We start from the raw sequence: 17,436 nt of genomic DNA on the forward strand, positions 1-17,436 counted from the left end.
GTCTCACCCTGTGATCCTGCTGCTGTCCACCTCCGACACCGATCTGCTGAGCGCTCGCGCGAGCGGCGCCGAGTACCGCTGGGGCAATCCCGCCCGGCTGCTGGTGGAGGATCTGCCGGGTCTGCTCGACGGCGCCGACCTGGTGATCGTGCGGATCCTCGGCGGCAAGCGCGCGTGGGAAGAGGGCCTCGACGCGATTCGGGCGAGCGGGGTGCCGATGGTGGCGCTCGGCGGCGAGATCGCGCCCGACGCCGAGCTGATGGAATACTCGACGGTGCCGGTCGGCGTCGCGGCCGACGCGCACAACTACCTCGCCGCGGGCGGGGCCGAGAACCTGCTCCAGCTGCACAATTTCCTGTCCGACACGGTGTTGCTGACGGGCCACGGATTCGAACCACCCGCGCAACTGCCCACCTGGGGCGAGCTCGATCGGTCCCCGCGAATCCTCGAACCGCACGCCCCGACCGTCGCCGTCGTCTACTACCGCGCCCAGCACCTCGCGGGCAACACCGCCTACGTCGAGGCACTGTGCAAGGCGATCGAGGCCAAGGGTGCACGTCCGCTCCCGGTCTACGCCGCCTCGCTGCGCACCGCCGAAGCCGAACTCCTCACCCTGCTCGGCCGTGCCGACGCCCTCGTGGTGACCGTCCTCGCGGCGGGTGGCAGCAAGCCCGCGACCGCGTCGGCCGGTGGGGACGACGAAGCGTGGGATGTGGCCGCGCTCGCCGCCCTCGATGTGCCGATCCTGCAGGGCCTGTGCCTGACCAGTGGTCGCGCGCAGTGGGAAGCCAACGACGACGGCCTCTCGCCGCTCGATGTGGCGACGCAGGTCGCGGTGCCTGAATTCGACGGCCGCATCATCACGGTGCCGTTCTCCTTCAAGGAATTCGACGCCGACGGGCTGTCGGCGTATGTCCCCGATCCCGAACGCTGCGCCCGCGTGGCGGGCATCGCCGTGCGCCACGCCCGCCTGCGCCACATCCCGGCCGCCGACAAGCGGATCGCGATCATGCTGTCGGCCTATCCGACCAAGCACGCCCGCATCGGCAATGCCGTCGGCCTCGATACGCCGGCGAGTGCGATCCGCCTGCTCACCGAATTGCGCACCGCCGGTTACGATCTCGGCGATATCGATGAGATCCCCGGCCTGGTGGAACGCGACGGTGACGCGCTGATCCACGCGCTGATCGCCGCAGGCGGCCAGGATCCGGAGTGGTTGAGCGCCGAACAGCTGGAGGGCAACCCGATCCGCATCGGCGCCGCCACCTACACCCGCTGGTTCGAGTCCCTGCCCGCGGACCTGCGCGAGGCCGTCGTCGAGGCATGGGGGCCGCCGCCAGGCGAACTCTACGTCGACCGGTCGGCCGATCCCAAGGGTGAGATCGTCATCGCCGCACTGCGTTTCGGCAATGTGGTGCTGATGGTGCAGCCGCCTCGCGGGTTCGGCGAGAACCCCGTCGCCATCTACCACGACCCCGATCTGCCGCCCAGCCACCACTATCTCGCCGCCTACCGCTGGTTGTCCGCGCCCGACGGTTTCGGCGCCGACGCGATGGTGCACCTGGGCAAGCACGGCAACCTGGAGTGGCTGCCGGGCAAGACCCTCGGTATGTCGGCTTCCTGCGGCACCGACGCGGCGCTGGGCGACCTGCCGCTGATCTACCCGTTCCTGGTCAACGATCCGGGCGAGGGCACCCAGGCCAAGCGTCGCGCCCACGCCACCCTCGTCGACCACCTGATCCCGCCGATGGCGCGCGCCGAAACCTACGGCGACATCTCTCGTTTGGAGCAGCTGCTCGACGAGCACGCCAATATCTCCGCCCTCGACCCGGCCAAACTGCCCGCCATCCGCCAGCAGATCTGGACCCTGATGCGCGCGGCCAAGATGGACCACGACCTCGGCCTCGCCGAACGCCCCGAAGAAGATGTCTTCGACGACATGCTCCTGCACGTCGACGGCTGGCTGTGCGAGATCAAGGACGTCCAGATCCGCGACGGCCTGCACATTCTCGGGCAGGCGCCTGAGGGCGACATGGAACTCGACCTGGTGCTGGCCATGCTGCGTGCCCGTCAGCTGTGGGGCGGCGAACAGAACGTGCCCGGCCTGCGAGAAGCGTTGGGCCTGAGCGAAGCCGGTGACGAATCCCGCGAACGCGTCGACGTGGTGGAAGCCCGCGCCCGTGAACTCCTCGGCGCATTGCAGGCGACGGACTGGTCGGCGGACGCGGTCGACACGCTCGTGAACGACTTCGCCACCGCGATTCTCGCCGGGGGAGAGGCCGACCGCACGGTCTCGGCGGACGAGACCACCCGCCTCGACGCGGTGCGGACCGTCCTGCGGTTCGCCGCGACCGAGGTCGTGCCCCGCCTGCGCGAAACCCGCATCGAGATCGCCCGCGTCCTGCACGCCCTCAACGGCGGTTTCATTCCCGCGGGCCCCAGCGGATCCCCCCTGCGCGGTCTGATCAACGTGCTGCCCACCGGCCGCAATTTCTACTCCGTCGACCCCAAGGCCGTCCCCTCGCGGCTGGCCTGGGAGACCGGTCAGGCGATGGCGGAATCGCTGCTCGCCCGGTACCTGGCCGATCACGGCGAGTACCCGAAGTCGGTCGGGCTGTCGGTGTGGGGTACGTCGGCGATGCGCACCTCCGGCGACGACATCGCGGAAGTCTTCGCGCTGCTGGGTGTTCGGCCGGTGTGGGACGAGGCCAGCCGCCGCGTCACCTCGCTCGAGGTCATCTCCCTGGACGAACTGGCCCGTCCCCGCATCGACGTGACCGTCCGCATCTCCGGCTTCTTCCGTGACGCCTTCCCGCACGTCCTGGCTCTCCTGGACGACGCGGTCCGCCTGGTCGCCGATCTGGACGAGCCCGCGGAATCGAATTACGTTCGCGCGCACAGTCAGTCGGACCTGGCCGAACACGGCGATGCCCGCCGCGCCACCACCCGCATCTTCGGCTCCAAGCCCGGCACCTATGGCGCCGGCCTCCTGCAGCTCATCGACTCCAAGAGCTGGCGCACCGACGACGACCTCGCGCAGGTCTACACCACCTGGGGTGGCTACGCCTACGGTCGCGACCTCGACGGCGCCCCCGCCGCCGACGATATGCGCACCGCCTACAAGCGCATCGCAGTCGCCGCCAAGAACACCGACACCCGCGAACACGACATCGCCGACTCCGACGACTACTTCCAGTACCACGGCGGCATGGTCGCGACCGTCCGCGCGCTGACCGGCAAGAACCCCGAGGCCTACATCGGCGATTCCACCCGCCCCGATGCTGTGCGCACCCGCACGCTGTCGGAGGAGACCGCGCGGGTCTTCCGTGCCCGCGTGGTGAACCCGCGCTGGCTCGAGGCGATGCGCCGCCACGGGTACAAGGGCGCGTTCGAGATGGCGGCCACCGTCGACTACCTGTTCGGTTATGACGCGACCACCAATGTCGTCGCCGACTGGATGTACGAGAAGCTTTCGGAGAGTTACGTTTTCGACGATGTGAACCGCAAGTTCATGGAGCAGTCCAACCCATGGGCGCTGCACGGCATCGCCGAACGGCTCCTGGAAGCGGCCGAGCGCAAGCTGTGGGAGCACCCTGAGCAGGAGACGCTGGACAAGCTGCGCCAGGTCTACCTGGAAACCGAGGGTGAGCTGGAGTGACTCGACTTGCCGCAAAACTGCAACACGTTCTAGTGTGAGGAATGGTGTGCCGTCGCGATCCCGCCCGGCACACGCAGCGAAAGGGTCACGATGAGTATCTCCCTGGGTTACTTCACGCATGCGGACGGCGTCTTCACGCCGATGCGGTACTCGCTGAGCCTGTGGTCGCCCAGCACGCTGTCCGGTCCGCCGGTGTGCGGGTTGATGGCGCGCGAAGTGGAAGCGGGCTATTGCGCAGACGGGTTCAGCCCGGCGCGTTTGACCGTCGACCTGCACCGTCCGGTTCCCGCCGTGCCGCTGACGGTCGCCAGCGAGCTGGTGCGTGACGGCAAACGGGTCCGTTCGGTGGCGATAGTCGTGCGCGCCGACAGCGAGATCGTCGCCCGTGGCAGCGCGCTGCTGCTCAAGCGTTCGACCCAACCGCCGGGCGATGTCTGGCGCCCCGATCGGGATCGTCCGCTGCCGCCGCCTAATGTGCTGGCCACCATCGACGAGGCGATGCACCTGTTCGGCAGTGACGGGCAGGGCTGGTCGGCGAATATGACCGAACACCAGAACGACACGCGCAAACGTAAGTGGATGCGCAATATCCCGGTCGTCGCGGGGGAGCGGTCGTCCCCGTTCTGCTACGCCGCGATGACCGGCGAGCAGACCAGTCTGGTCACCAACTGGGGCACCGAGGGAATCGGTTTCATCAATACCGATGTGTCGATCACGTTCTCGCGCATGCCCGTCGGCGACGACATGGGTATCGAGGCGGAGAGTCACCTCAGCGACGACGGGATCGCGGCGGGTGCCGCGGTGCTCTACGACGAGCAGGGTGCGTTCGGCATCTGCACGACCACCGCCTTGGCCAACGAACGCAGGCAGATCCGCGGCGACGTCATCGACGAGCTGTCGGAGTCGTTCGCGGCGGACGCGCTCAGGTAGCCCGTAAGTCCGGTGAATGCCGGCACCGGCGAACTACGCGGAAATCAGTGTCACGATGAGTTCGTCGGCGATCGACTCCGCCTTCACCATGCCCGTGCCCAGGTAGAGGGTGGCCGCGCGGGGGCGTCCGTCGGCCAGTGGCACCACCGAGACCGCGTCGACACGGCGGCCCGCGAGCTCGTCGTAGGGTGCCTCGTCGGTGACGTCGAAAGCGGTGTACTTGCCGGAGTTGGCGACGTACTCGATATTCACCGGGTCGACCAGTGGCTCGAACGGGTCCCGCCACGGCGCCCCGCCGATGCGCAGTTCCGCACCGTCGACACCGGCGTCGAAGAGCAGGGTCGAACCGTTGTGGAAGGTGAATTCGATCGGACCCTCGGTGCGGTCGATCTCGTCGCCGAGGACATAGAACATCCGCCGGACGGCGATGATGGTCCCGTCGACCGCGGCATTGAGCGCGGTGCGGCCGTGCTCGTCGGTGTCGGACATAGGTTTTCCTCTGCAGCGGTCGATGCCGGGCGGATGAAACATCATGTCGCCGCGCGGCCACCGCACGCAACTCGGCCCCGGCGTGTTCGTCCCGCGCACAACGCGGCGCCGCTCCACTCGTAGAGTGGATCCATGGTGGATGTCGACACCACCGACGCGGTGGAACGCGCGGCCGAGCTGCTGAGCGGGCGCCGCACCGTGGTGATCTCCGGTGCGGGGCTGAGCACGGACAGCGGTATTCCCGACTACCGCGGCCCACAATCGCCACCGCGCACCCCGATGACCTACCAGCAGTTCGTCGGCGACCCGGTGTTTCGGCAACGGTACTGGGCCCGCAACCACATCGGCTGGCGGCGGATGGACGCCGCCCGTCCCAACCCCGGTCATCGCGCCCTCGCGCGGCTGGAGCGGGCAGGCGTGGTGTCGGGAGTGATCACCCAGAACGTGGACCTGCTACACATGAAGGCGGGGGCGCGCCGGGTGATCGATCTGCACGGAACTTACGCACGAGTGCGTTGCCTCGACTGTGCGAATCTGATCTCCCGAATGACGCTGGCGCAACACCTCGAAGCCGCCAATCCCGGTTTCGCGGAAAATGTTTCGGCGCGGGCAACGGGTATCGAAGTGGCACCCGACGCGGACGCCGTGGTGGCCGATACCGACCGATTCCGGATGGTCGACTGCACGGCGTGCGGCGGAATGCTCAAACCCGACATCGTGTATTTCGGTGAGAATGTGCCGCCCGACCGGGTGGCAGCCGCTTTCGACATGGTCGAACAAGCGCAGGCGATACTGGTTGCCGGTTCCTCGCTGACGGTGATGTCGGGCCTGCGATTCGTGCGCAGAGCAGCGAAAAACGGTGTGCCAGTGGTGATCGTGAATCGCGGGCGCACCCGCGGCGACGAACTCGCCACCCTCCGAATCGACGCCGGGTGCTCGGAAACTCTGTGCGCGCTTGCCGAACTCGGCAGCTGAATTCGCCTCCGCCGAACTGACAGTCCCGAGTGCGGAGACCTATCGTTTCCCAGTGAAATGATCGATAACTTGATCCCTCGATGACGGCGACGAATCCGGCGTGGGTAAGCTCTGCGGACCAGTGCATGAAGAGTTCCACCCGCGGCGCAAAGTTTTCCTCGCAGCGGGGTTGTCGGCCCTCGTGTGGGCCGAATGATCGACCCCCACTTGCCAGCCGATCAGAACCAGGGCTTCTCCATGACCGATACCGTCGTTGCCGAATCACGCCTCACGCACCGCCAGACACTCACGATTCTGTCGGGCCTGCTACTAGGGGTGTTCCTCGCCGCGCTCGACCAGAACATCGTCAGCGTCGCGATCGTCAGGATCGCGAACAGTCTCGACGGGTTCGACGAACAGGCATGGGCGACAACGGCATACCTGATCACCGCCACGGTCACCACGCCGCTCTACGGCAAGCTCGCCGACATCTACGGGCGTAAACCGTTCTATCTACTGGCGATAGCCCTGTTCGTCATCGGCTCGGCGGCCTGCTGCTTCGCGACCACCATGTACCAGCTGGCAGGCTGTCGCGCCTTCCAGGGGTTGGGCGCGGGCGGGTTGATGTCGCTGGCGTTCACCATCGTCGGTGACATCGTTCCCCCGCGCGAACGGGTCCGCTACCAGGGTTATTTCCTCATGGTGTTCGGTATCGCGACGGTGCTCGGCCCGGTGGTCGGCGGTTTCCTGTCCGATTACGAGAGCCTCGGCGGCATCGAGGGCTGGCGCTGGGTGTTCCTGGTGAACGTGCCGGTCGGAATTCTGGCGTTCCTCGTGGTCGCGAAGATGCTGAACGTAGCGCACACGCGCCAGCGCAGCCGGATCGACTGGCTCGGCGCGATCACGCTCATCGTGGGTGTGGTGCCGCTGCTGATCGTGGCCGAGCAGGGGCGCGTCTGGGGTTGGACCGAGCCGAAATCGCTACTCTGCTACGGCATCTGCGCGGGCGGTCTCGTGCTGTTCGTGCTCGTCGAATTCCTGATGAAGGACTCGGCGCTGATCCCGCTGCGGCTGTTCCGCAGTTCCACCTTCAGCATCGCGATTCTCGGTGGGTTCCTCGTGGGTGTCGCGATGTTCGGCGCGATCACGATGGTGCCGCAGTATCTGCAGGTCGTGCGTGGCTTCTCGCCGACCGAGGCGGGGCTGCTGATGCTGCCGCTGGTACTCGGGATCATGGTGGGCGCGCAGATATCCGGGCTGATCACGAAAGCCACCGGACGCTACAAGGTGCTGCCGGTGCTCGGTGCGCTGATCCTGGCGATCGGGTGCGCCCTGTTCGCCCGGATCACCTACAACGGTCCGCTGTGGCAGCCGCTCGCCTACAGCGCGATCATGGGCCTCGGGCTCGGCGGCTGCATGCAGACGCTGATCATCGCCGCGCAGAACGCCGTCGGGCGTACCGAGATGGGCGTGTCGACCGCGGCGGCGACGTTCTTCCGTCAGCTCGGCGGGACGCTCGGGGTCGCGGTGTTCCTGACGGTGCTGTTCGACCAGCTGCCCGGTTCGATCCTGGAAGCCTTCGGTGGCAGCCTGCCGCCCGGTTTCGATGGCGCGCGGCTCGAGGGCTTGCTGAGCAATACCAGTGGCATCGCCACCCTGCCCGACGAGTTGCGGATCCCGATCCTCGAGGGATTCACCGACTCGATGCACAGTGTGTTCCTGCTCGCCGCCGACCTCGCCGTGGTGGCCTGCCTGGTGCTGGTGTTCATGAAAGAGATTCCGCTACAGGAGGATCCGGCGCCGGAGGAGCAAGCCGATGCCACCCTGCTGCGCGATGTGAGCCTGCACGACGCGCACGAGATGGCGGGGAAACTGCGGCCCGCCGCGACTGGTCGGGTGATCGCGGGACTGCTGCGACGCGACGACGCGCGCCCGGTGCCCGCCGCCACGCTCACCCTGATCGACCAGCACGGGCATCAGGTGGCCCGTGGCAACGGCGATGCCGACGGCTCGTACGTGATCGAGGCGCCGCGACCCGGCAGCTATGTGCTCATCGCCGCCGCGGCCGGTCATCAGCCCGAGGCGGTGAGCGTGTCGATCGGGGAGCGTGCCCAGCACGTCGACCTGATGCTGACGGGCGCGGGCGAACTCACCGGGATCGTGCGGTCGGCGCGCCGCGGCGAACCGCTCTGGGGTGCCACGGTCACGCTGACCGACCCCCAGGGTGAGGTGGTCGGCGCGGCGATCACCGGCGAGGACGGCACCTACGTGTGCCGTGACGTTGTCAGCGGCACGTACACGCTGGTCGCGGTGGCCGACCACATGCGTCCGTCGGCGGTCGCGCTGACCGTGCCGGAGACGGGCTCGCTGCATCGCGATATCGCCCTCGAACCGATGGCCATTCTCCTCGGCTCGGCCTGGGTGGACGGTGACCGTCCCGTCCCCGACGTGCAGATCACTGTGCTCGATTCGGGTGGCGATCCGGCGGCGACGGCCCGGACCGACGAGAAGGGGAAGTACCTGGTCCCGGACCTGCCGGAAGGGGAATACACGGTGGTCGCGCGTGGATACCCACCGGTCGCGAGTCAGGTATCGGTGACCCGTGGCGAGATCACTCACGACGTGACGCTCGGCTACGAGAACGAGGAGTCGATGAACCGCCGGTAGCCGGGTCGAGGTCGGCGCGGACGATCAGGCGGACTCGGCGACCTGCTCGTCTCGGTAGGACTCGGCCAGTTCGGCCAGGGGGATCGAGAGGGCCTCGGCGAGGCCGACGACGGTGCCGAACGCCGGTGAGGGCAGCCGTCCCGACTCGATCTTGCGCAGCGTCTCCGGGGAAATGCCTGCTCGCAGGGCCACCTCGGTGAGGTCGCGATCGCCGCGGGCCGTGCGAAGGCGGCGGCCGAGGCGGCGGCCTGCTTCGACCTGCGCGGGGCTGAGCGGGAGACGGACCATGCGACCGATGGTAGGTCCTCGCGAACGCGTTGGCCAAGTTGAGTAGGTATCTCCGTTTCCGCCTCGCGCGGTCGTTGTCGGTGGTAGGTGTCAGGGAAGGACATCGAGGTTCGAAAGGTTTGGGCATGACACGACGGTTCGACGGCAAGGTCGTTTTCATCACGGGAGCGGCGCGCGGGCAGGGCAGGGCGGAGGCGGTGCGTTTCGCAGAGGAAGGCGCCGACGTGATCGCGATCGACGCGTGCGCCGAGTTCGCCAGCACGTCGTACGCGGGCGCGACGGAGGCGGATCTGGCCGAGACCGTGAAGCTGGTCGAAGCGGCGGGCGGCAAGATCGTCGCGAGCAAGGTCGACGTCCGCGATTTCGACGCGCTCTCGGCGGCACTGACGGCCGGGATCGAGCAGCTGGGTAGGCTCGATGTGGTCGTGGCCAACGCGGGAATCTGCTCTGCCGCGATGTCGTGGGAGATCACCGCCGAGCAGTGGCAGGAGACGATCGACGTCAACCTCACCGGCGTCTTTCACACGGCGAAAGCGGCTGTGCCACACCTGATCGCGCAGAACGAAGGCGGCGCGATGGTGTTCACCAGTTCGGTGGGAGGACTCAAGGGCATTCCGTTCACCGGTCACTACGTCGCGACCAAACACGCGATCACGGGGCTGGCCAAGACGATGGCGAACGAGCTCGGCGGGTATGCGATCCGGGTGAACACGGTGCACCCGGCGGGCGTGGAAAGCGGTATGCAGATCAGCGAGATGGGACCGCTGTTCGAGAAGTACGGGAGCACCCTCGCGCCCATCTTCATGAACGCGCTGCCCAGCCACATCTGCCAGCCGGAGGAGATCGCTGCGACGGTGGCGTGGCTGTGCTCGGACGAGGCGGGCAAGATCACCGGCGCGCAGATCCCCATAGATATGGGCAACCTGAACCGCTGAAATTGGTATTTTTATACCGGCGCGGCTAGTGTCGGTATGAAAATACCAAGTGGAGGCGTGATGGTGGAGTTGAAATCACCCGCGGAGATCGAGCGCATGCGGGTGACCGGCCGGTTCGTCGCCGACGTGCTGGCCGGGGTGCGCGACCGTGCGGCGGTCGGGGTGAACCTGCTCGAGCTGGAAGCGTATGTGCGGGAACGGATTCGCGAGCGCGGGGCGGTGTCGTGCTATTGGGACTACTCGCCGTCGTTCGGGCGCGGGCCGTTCCGCAATACGGTGTGTCTGGCGGTGAACGATGCTGTGCTGCACGGGCTTCCGCACGACTATGTGCTGTGTGACGGGGATCTGCTGACGGCGGATCTGGCCGTGTCGATCGACGGCTGGGTCGCCGACTCGGCGATCTCGTTCATCGTCGGCACCCCGGCGCCCGCGGACGAGCGATTGGTGCGGGCCACCGAGGAGGCCCTGGCCGCCGGAATCGCGGCCGCGCAACCGGACAACCGCATCGGTGACATCTCCGCCGCGATCGCGAATGTCGCCCGCGGGTACGGATATCCGGTCAACACCGAGTTCGGTGGGCACGGACTCGGGCGGACGATGCACGAGGATCCGCACATCGCCAACGACGGCAGGGCGGGCCGCGGGTTCCGGCTGCGGCCCGGGCTCACCGTGGCGATCGAGCCGTGGTTCGCGGCGAGCACCGCGAAGGTCTACACCGACGCCGACGGCTGGACCATCCGCTCCGCCGACGGCTCCCGCTGCGCGCACAGCGAGCACACGATCGCCGTCACCGCCGACGGTCCGCGGATCCTCACCTCACAAGACTGACTGGTCGGCTCCGCACGTGCGAATTCTGTGTTGCCGCAAGCCGATTCGGATTCCGCCGATCCGCTGTGATGCGACATAGCTATAGCGCATCATTAGAGGTACGGGCTGATCTCGGGGTAGGTCGGGTCAGCAAGTCGGAGGGAAAACCCATGATGTTCAAGCAGTTGCTGGCTGCCTGCGTGCTCACTGTCGCGGCGACAGGCATCGCCGCCGCCACCGCCAACGGCGCACCGCTCACCGGACCGTCGATAGCGGGTGTCGACGGTGCCGTTGCCTATACGGCCGCGGTCGCGCACGACGGTTCGCAGGCGTCCGTCGAACTCACGGCGGGCACGTTCGAGCTCACGCCAGAAGCGGGCGTCGCCGTCCTGGCACCCAACGGCCAGCGCGTCGGCTTCATCCCGACGACCGTGCAGACGGTGGCCGGTCCTGCCATCAACGTGATCCCACGGCTCGACGCCGCGGCCACCACCCTCACCCTCACCCCCGTCGGCGCTCCGCTCGCGAACCCCGCGGCGTTGCAGAACATCGATCAGACCGGCAACATCGTCGCCGGCATCGCCATCGGCTGTGTGATCGGCGCGCTCATCGGCCTGATCTTCCTGTTCGTCAGCGCCATCCCCGGTTGCATCATCGGGGCGGTGATCGGCGGCATCATCGGCTCGAACCAGTAGACCGATCCGTGGTGGTGGGCGCTGAAAAAGCGTCCACCACCACGGTGTCGCCTTCGGTCGGGTAATCGACGAAGGCGTTGTCGGTGAGTACCGGAACGGTAGCGTCCGCATCTTGCTCGATCGCGATGGCCACATCATCGGCGAAGCCCATCGCGGTGAGTTCGCGGCCTGACGCACAGTCGGTGATCAGGCCGCCCACATCGGATGTTCCATCGAATACGGTTGCCGCCGTGCGTGCTTCGGGGGACGGGGCAGTGAGGCCGCGATCGATCAGCGCGGCGGCGAGCGCACCGGCACCGAGCCAGTCCTCGAGCGCCGGTCGCACGGTATCGGTGCCCGGCCAGTGCTCGCCCGCCGGGATGATCACGATCGGCTGATCGGGAGTACCCCAGTGCCGGGCAACGAGCCAGTCGGCGACCGCGCTGATATTGCGCAGACAAGCGGCGACGACCGGCGTCCCCTCGACAGCGGCGGCGATGGTGGAACCGTTGGGCGAGGGCAGCACCAGGCGCGGGGTGAACGGCGCCCGCCGGATCGCCGCAGGCGACAACGACCACGGACCGGACTCCCGCCGTCCGACGGCGAGTTCGGCGCCGTTCTCCTCGGCAAACGCCCGCGCCGAATCATCACGCCACCGATACGGGAACACCGCGGTACCCGCGGCGGTGGCCACCGACACCGACGTCGTGAACGACAACACGTCGATCACCACGAGACACCCGGCGCCCGGCCCGAGCACCGCGGCCCCCGCCCGCCCCCACTCCACCCGAATCCCGAACCCGTCCTGCCGTGCCCACTGTGGTGCCGATCGCACGCTGACCTCCCGATAGCCGAATCCGCCAGTCCACCACGGAGATCGACGATGCGCCACCTCTCGCCTCACCGTGCACAGAATCCGACCGATCGCTGCTCGCGCTTCTTACAGGTCCGGTGGCCGGCGGGCGAAGTACTGTCCCGGCGAGGTGCCCACCGCCCGTCGGAACGCCGCCACGTAGGCACTGGCACTGCGGTAGCCGACCCTGGCGGCGATGCGGGTCACCGGGACGCCGTCGGCCAGCGGTGTCAGCGAGGCCGCCAGGCGGATCTGGGTCCGCCACTGCGCGAAGGTCATCCCGGTCTCGGCCCGGAATGCGCGGGCCAGGGTGCGGGAGCTGGCCGCGGCGTACGTACCCCATTCAGCGAGGGTGCGGTCGTCGGCCGGATCGTCGAGCAGGGCCTGCGCGACCACGCGAGCCCGTTGGTCGGTCGGCAGCGGTGCGCCGATCGGGATGACTTCGACCGGCTCGAGTAGATCGAACACCATCGCTTCGGCACGTGTTCGTCCCTCGTCGGACAACTGTCGGGATGTCATGTGGTCGAAGAGTTCTCGCAGGAGCGCGGAGACGCTCAACAGGGTGGGCGTGGCGAACAGTGCCGGGCACCGGTCGGGTTCGACGAAGATCCCGCGCATATCGGCGCCCGCCGTCGTTCCGGTGCGATGGGAGATACCGCCGGGGATCCACAAGGCCCTGGTCGGCGGGAGCACCCAGTGGTTGGCCCCGATGTCGATCCCGATGACTCCCCGTCCCGCCCAGGCGATCTGATGCTGTGGATGGCGGTGCTCATCGAACCAATACCCGGCCGGGAGGATTCCCGCGCCGAACACCATTGCCGTCGGGCCTGTGTCCGCGGCCAGAACAAAGTCCTGTCTGTTCTGCGACATGGTCTGTCAGCGTAGTGACTGTCGGCCACAGCCACCGGCTCCTAACGTCGTGGGTATGGCGATGAATTGTTGGCACCGGCTGCTGTGCCGGTCCGCTGCGTGGGAATGGGTGACCGCGACGAAGATCGTGCCGTGGGTGATGCGCGACATCGACCTCGGCGCGTCCGCATTGGAGATCGGCCCTGGTTTCGGCGCGAATGTGGCGCCCCTGCGGGATCGGACGGGCTCCCTCACCGGTCTGGAAATCGATCCGGTGCTGGCCGCGCGTCTGCGCACCCGATTCGCCGGAAGCCTGCGGGTAGTCGACGGTGACGCGACCGCGATGCCGTTGCCGGACAAGGAGTTCGACTCGGTCGTCTGCTTCACGATGCTGCACCACGTGCCGTCACCCGCGCGGCAGGATGACCTGTTCGCCGAAGCGCTGCGGGTATTGCGACCCGGCGGTGTCTTCGCCGGCTCGGACGGCCTCGACAATCCGCTGTTTCGGCTCCAGCACGTGGGTGACACGTGTGTGCCGATCCCGGCGGACACCCTCGCTGACCGACTGACCGTCGCGGGTTTCACGGGCATCGACGTCGAAACCGGCCGTGGAATGGTCCGGTTTCGGGCCGAGCGGCCCCGCTGACCCCCGATCACCGGCGGTGTGGGTCCGTTCGAGTGTTCAGCGGAGGAAGGACGGGGTGAGGACCAGGGCGGGCGGTGGGCGCAGGCGGCGGAGGGTGCCGTCGATGCTGGTGACGTAGAGGGACCAGGCTCCGGTGGTGGGGTCGGGGGCCAGGCGCGCCGAGGTGGGGCCGATGGGAGGCGGGGTGGGAAGCGGTCCTCGGGGGGTGGTCCAGCCGGTGGCGAGGGTGCACCAGGCGCCCGTTGCCGGGTCGACCTGGTACACGCTGCCGGAGTAGTCGCCGGTGACGAAGACGAGACCGGCGGCGGTGACGTCGAGGTCGTCTAGCGCGGGGAGCAGGCCGTCGTTCACGGTCGCGATGGGGGTGGGGCGGTCGGGGGCGTCGAGCGGGACTCGCAGGAGTTGGGAGGTGAGGACGTCCTCGGTGATGACCGACCGGTGGTCGGGGGCGAGCGCGAGTCCGTTGGGGCGCGGGACGGGAGACCAGGCGAGGGTGAATTCGCCGGTGGCGGGGCGGTAGCGGCTGATGCCGACCGGGGGCCAAGGGACGGAGAGCTGGGAGATGAGCAAATCGCCGTCGGGGAGCAGGAGCAATCCGTTGGGCTGCACCAGGTTCGGGAGCAAGACGGTGACGTCGCCGGTGCCGGTGTCGAGTCGGCTCAGGGTGCCGCCGCCGTTCGGTGTGGTGCCGTCGCCGGTGATGAAGTAGAGGTCCGCGCCGATCAGCCGCAGCCCGGCGGGGTTGTCGAGGCCGGTGCGAACGGTGGTCACCTCGCCGTCGCCGGCGACGTGCAGGATCTCGCCGCGAATGATGCCGCTGACGTAGAAGCCGCCGCGGCCGTCGTCTTCGAGATTCTCCAAACCGCCCAGATCGGCTGCCAGCACGTCGGCGTGCCAGCCGTCAGCGCACGACGGCGCGCCGGCCTGTGCCGTACCCACCGGGCCGATCCCGAGGGCGGCGGCAACCGTGATTGCTGTTGCGAGACAACGGGTCCGCCGCCGACGGGTGGTGAGTTCATTCGATCGACCGCGCATGGTCGAAGCCTACTGGCCCACCGGGCCCATGGCCGGGTTCAGTCGGTCGCGGTGAACAAGGCAGTGACCAGATCGGAGGCATCCGCAGCGATCGCCGCGCGCTCCTCGGCGGTCAGTTCGACGGTGTCGAGTTCGGATTTCCAGTGCGCGAGCCGGTCGGAGTCCTCGGCGACGACGGCGAGTTCGGCGAGGGCGGTGTAGGCGCGGGCCCGGTCGAGCGCGGTCGCGGTGGCCCCGAAGCGGTGCAAGCCGGCTTCCAGGGCGCGGGTCGCCGCGCGGTCGTCGTTCTTGAAATCACGCAGGATGCGGGCATTGTCGAGCACTCGGGTCAGGCCTTCCAGCTCGCGGGAGCCGCCGTACTCGAGTTCCATGGGCTCGTCGCGCTGGATCACCAGGATGGTGTTGCCGACCGGATCGACCAGGGAGAACCGGGATTGGCCTGGTCGGAACCTGGTGATGCGCGGACGGCCCTTGCTCGGGATCTTGCCGTAGTGGGCGCGCAGTGCGGCGGTGTACTCGGCATGGCGTGCGGCCACGTCATCGACCATCACCAGCGCGCCGGCATGCTCCACCGGCAGCTCGATGCCCGGCGGAGCGGGTGCGAAATGCAGGGCGCAGCCGTGTTGTTCGATCGCGCCGTACACGTAGGGGCGGGTTTGCTCATGGGTCACGGTGTAGCCGAGCGCCCGGTAGAACTCGAGGGTGCTCGGCAGGTCACCGCTCCACAGCAGGGGTACCGCGGTATCGGTCATCGTCGGCCTTTCGCCAGAGAGTCGATTCGCTTCCGAGGCTACGAAGAGTTTCGCGAAAGCGCCCATGCCATTTCGACCACCCGCGCCTTCGCTGAAGGCCATGTGCGGCTGAGGACCGCCTCGCGTCCGCGACCCATAAGCTATGGGCATGACTAACCGTCTCGGCGAACTCGCGACCGCGAACTACGTACTACTCACCACTTTCCGCAAGGACGGCACTCCCGTGGGAACGCCCGTCTGGGCGGTGGCCCGTGAGGACAAACTGCTTGTCTGGACGGTGACCGACAGCTGGAAGGTCAAGCGTGTCCGGCGCAACCCCGAGGTGACGGTGCAACCGTGCAGTGTGCGAGGGGATACGCACGGTGCCGTTGTGACCGGCACCGCACGGCTGCTCGACGCGGCCGAGACCGACGAGCTCCGGTCGGCGCTACGCCGGAAATACTGGCTGACCGGCCCGCTCGTGATCCTCGGCAGCAACCTGCGCCGGGGCAAGGCGGGCACGATCGGCATCGAGATCACGCCCGCCTGAGTTGCGCCGATCCGGTATATAGAACCGCCGGTATCGGATACTGTGGGGCTTCGGCAGTACTTCCGGAGGGACTCACATGGCCGACAAACGCAACCGAGCCGTCGTCGTCGCGGGAGCACGGACCCCGTTCGTGCGCGCGTTCACCGACTTCACCCGCCTCGACAGCATCGCCCTGGCCGGTGCGGCCGTGCGCGGGCTGATCGAGCGGACGCAGATCGCGCCCGGCCAGATCGAGTCCATTGTCTGGGGCGGGGTGGTCCTGCCGAGTCATGCGCCGAATATCGCGCGGGAGATCGCCCTCGACCTGAACCTGGACTTCGGTTGCGAGGGGTACACGGTCACCCGCGCGTGCGCGTCCGGTTTGCAGGCGGTGACCTCGGCAGCCGCGGCGATCGAACGCGGCGAGTACGACATCATGATCGCCGGTGGTAGCGATTCCACCAGTAATGCCGAGATCAAGCTGCCGCAGAAGGTCGTGCACGCGGTCGCACCGGTGGCGCTGGGCAAGCCCAAGCCGATGGACTACCTCGATGTGGTCCGGCAGCTCGCCCCGTTCACCGACATCCTGCCGCGCCAGCCCAAGATCTCCGAGCGCACCACCGGCCAGGTGATGGGCGAGTCCGCGGAGAAGATGGCCCGCATCAACGGGATCTCCCGCGCCGATCAGGACGCTTTCGCCGCCCGCTCGCACCAGCGGGCCGCGGCTGCGATCGCCTCGGGGCGATTCGATGACGAGGTCGTGCCGGTCACCACGCCGTCGGGCACGCTGATCGCGACCGACGGACTGGTCCGCGCGAACACGAGCATCGAGAAACTCGCCACCCTGAAACCGGTGTTCGAGAAGAACGGTACGGTCACCGCGGGCAATGCCAGCCCGCTTACCGACGGCGCGTCGGCGGTCCTGCTGATGAGCGAGGAAAAGGCACGCGCCCTCGGGTTCACCCCGCAGGCCGCCTTCCGCTCGTGGAGTTTCGTCAGCGTCGATCCCGCCGATCAGGTACTCATCGGCCCCGCGATCTCCATGCCGCGCGCCCTCGACAAGGCGGGCATGACCCTGGCCGACATCGACCTCGTCGACATCCACGAAGCCTTTGCCGCACAGACCCTTTCGGTGCTGCGCATGCTGGAGAGCACCGAATGGGCCAAAGCCCGCCTCGACCGTGACGAGCCGGTCGGCACCGTGGACATCGACAAGCTCAACGTGCACGGTGGCTCGATCTCGCTGGGCCATCCCTTCGGCGCCACCGGTGCCCGGATGGTCACCACCATGGCCGAAGAGCTGGCTCGCACCGGGAAAGAGACTGCGCTGCTGGGGATTTGCGCGGCAGGCGGGATCGGCGCGTCGGCCGTGCTCGAACGGGTCTGAGGAG

Annotated in this window: 16 protein-coding genes; 10 read left to right on the forward strand and 6 right to left on the reverse strand. The window is 67.9% G+C overall.

The window, feature by feature from the left end; genetic code table 11:
- Positions 1-10 precede the first annotated feature (10 nt).
- Positions 11-3,658 (forward strand): cobaltochelatase subunit CobN, encoded by a 3,648-nt coding sequence (gene cobN / locus ACFWPK_RS25300; RefSeq protein WP_378919730.1) that lies wholly within the window; start codon positions 11-13, stop codon positions 3,656-3,658.
- A gap of 90 nt (positions 3,659-3,748) precedes the next feature.
- On the forward strand, positions 3,749-4,588 hold the full coding sequence (locus ACFWPK_RS25305) for an acyl-CoA thioesterase domain-containing protein (RefSeq protein ID WP_378919732.1): 840 nt from the start codon (positions 3,749-3,751) through the stop codon (positions 4,586-4,588).
- Between the two features lie 33 nt (positions 4,589-4,621).
- On the opposite strand, the gene ACFWPK_RS25310 is transcribed toward ACFWPK_RS25305, so the two are convergent.
- Positions 4,622-5,077, reverse strand: a complete 456-nt coding sequence (locus ACFWPK_RS25310; protein WP_378919734.1) for a hypothetical protein — start codon at positions 5,075-5,077, stop codon at positions 4,622-4,624.
- Between the two features lie 132 nt (positions 5,078-5,209).
- Here ACFWPK_RS25310 and ACFWPK_RS25315 point away from each other — a divergent pair, with 132 nt between their 5' ends.
- Together ACFWPK_RS25315 and ACFWPK_RS25320 are read left to right on the forward strand one after the other, a co-directional pair.
- Complete coding sequence (locus tag ACFWPK_RS25315) at positions 5,210-6,052, forward strand: NAD-dependent protein deacetylase (protein WP_378919736.1); 843 nt, start codon at positions 5,210-5,212, stop codon at positions 6,050-6,052.
- A gap of 237 nt (positions 6,053-6,289) precedes the next feature.
- Positions 6,290-8,698 carry an MFS transporter gene (locus ACFWPK_RS25320; RefSeq protein WP_378919738.1) on the forward strand — a complete coding sequence of 803 codons (2,409 nt, stop codon included), beginning with the start codon at positions 6,290-6,292 and terminating at the stop codon, positions 8,696-8,698.
- Between the two features lie 24 nt (positions 8,699-8,722).
- Here the strand turns inward: ACFWPK_RS25320 and ACFWPK_RS25325 are convergent, their stop codons facing one another.
- A complete protein-coding gene (locus tag ACFWPK_RS25325; RefSeq protein ID WP_378919740.1) occupies positions 8,723-8,986 on the reverse strand; it encodes a helix-turn-helix domain-containing protein in 264 nt (87 codons plus the stop codon).
- Between the two features lie 125 nt (positions 8,987-9,111).
- On the opposite strand from ACFWPK_RS25325, the gene ACFWPK_RS25330 reads away from it, so the two are divergent.
- The 3 genes from ACFWPK_RS25330 to ACFWPK_RS25340 all read left to right on the forward strand — a co-directional run bounded on the left by ACFWPK_RS25330 (position 9,112) and on the right by ACFWPK_RS25340 (position 11,423).
- Positions 9,112-9,921: a mycofactocin-coupled SDR family oxidoreductase gene (locus tag ACFWPK_RS25330; protein WP_378919742.1), complete on the forward strand. Its 810-nt coding sequence runs from the start codon at positions 9,112-9,114 to the stop codon at positions 9,919-9,921.
- Between the two features lie 60 nt (positions 9,922-9,981).
- The gene (gene map / locus ACFWPK_RS25335) at positions 9,982-10,749 is read left to right on the forward strand and encodes a type I methionyl aminopeptidase (RefSeq protein WP_378919744.1); all 768 of its coding nucleotides are present in this window, start codon (positions 9,982-9,984) and stop codon (positions 10,747-10,749) included.
- 149 nt (positions 10,750-10,898) lie between these two features.
- Positions 10,899-11,423, forward strand: coding sequence for a hypothetical protein (locus ACFWPK_RS25340; RefSeq protein ID WP_378919745.1), 525 nt, complete (start codon positions 10,899-10,901; stop codon positions 11,421-11,423).
- Here ACFWPK_RS25340 and ACFWPK_RS25345 read toward each other — a convergent pair.
- Together ACFWPK_RS25345 and ACFWPK_RS25350 are read right to left on the reverse strand one after the other, a co-directional pair.
- Positions 11,404-12,237, reverse strand: a complete 834-nt coding sequence (locus ACFWPK_RS25345) for a 2-phosphosulfolactate phosphatase (RefSeq protein ID WP_378919746.1) — start codon at positions 12,235-12,237, stop codon at positions 11,404-11,406. The genes ACFWPK_RS25340 and ACFWPK_RS25345 overlap by 20 nt on opposite strands.
- Positions 12,238-12,342: 105 nt before the next feature.
- Complete coding sequence (locus ACFWPK_RS25350; RefSeq protein WP_378919747.1) at positions 12,343-13,125, reverse strand: AraC family transcriptional regulator; 783 nt, start codon at positions 13,123-13,125, stop codon at positions 12,343-12,345.
- A gap of 55 nt (positions 13,126-13,180) precedes the next feature.
- On the opposite strand from ACFWPK_RS25350, the gene ACFWPK_RS25355 reads away from it, so the two are divergent.
- Entirely contained in the window at positions 13,181-13,750 is a 570-nt protein-coding gene (locus ACFWPK_RS25355; protein ID WP_378919749.1) for a class I SAM-dependent methyltransferase, read from the forward strand.
- Between the two features lie 36 nt (positions 13,751-13,786).
- On the opposite strand, the gene ACFWPK_RS25360 is transcribed toward ACFWPK_RS25355, so the two are convergent.
- Together ACFWPK_RS25360 and ACFWPK_RS25365 are read right to left on the reverse strand one after the other, a co-directional pair.
- Entirely contained in the window at positions 13,787-14,689 is a 903-nt protein-coding gene (locus ACFWPK_RS25360; protein WP_378919751.1) for a hypothetical protein, read from the reverse strand.
- 134 nt (positions 14,690-14,823) lie between these two features.
- Entirely contained in the window at positions 14,824-15,537 is a 714-nt protein-coding gene (locus tag ACFWPK_RS25365) for a glyoxalase (protein ID WP_378919753.1), read from the reverse strand.
- 148 nt (positions 15,538-15,685) lie between these two features.
- On the opposite strand from ACFWPK_RS25365, the gene ACFWPK_RS25370 reads away from it, so the two are divergent.
- Together ACFWPK_RS25370 and ACFWPK_RS25375 are read left to right on the forward strand one after the other, a co-directional pair.
- On the forward strand, positions 15,686-16,066 hold the full coding sequence (locus tag ACFWPK_RS25370; RefSeq protein WP_378919755.1) for a PPOX class F420-dependent oxidoreductase: 381 nt from the start codon (positions 15,686-15,688) through the stop codon (positions 16,064-16,066).
- A 76-nt stretch (positions 16,067-16,142) separates the two neighbouring features.
- The gene (locus ACFWPK_RS25375; RefSeq protein WP_378919757.1) at positions 16,143-17,432 is read left to right on the forward strand and encodes an acetyl-CoA C-acyltransferase; all 1,290 of its coding nucleotides are present in this window, start codon (positions 16,143-16,145) and stop codon (positions 17,430-17,432) included.
- Positions 17,433-17,436 lie beyond the last annotated feature (4 nt).

The organism is Nocardia sp. NPDC058519 (assembly GCF_042719755.1).
Lineage (GTDB): Bacteria > Actinomycetota > Actinomycetes > Mycobacteriales > Mycobacteriaceae > Nocardia.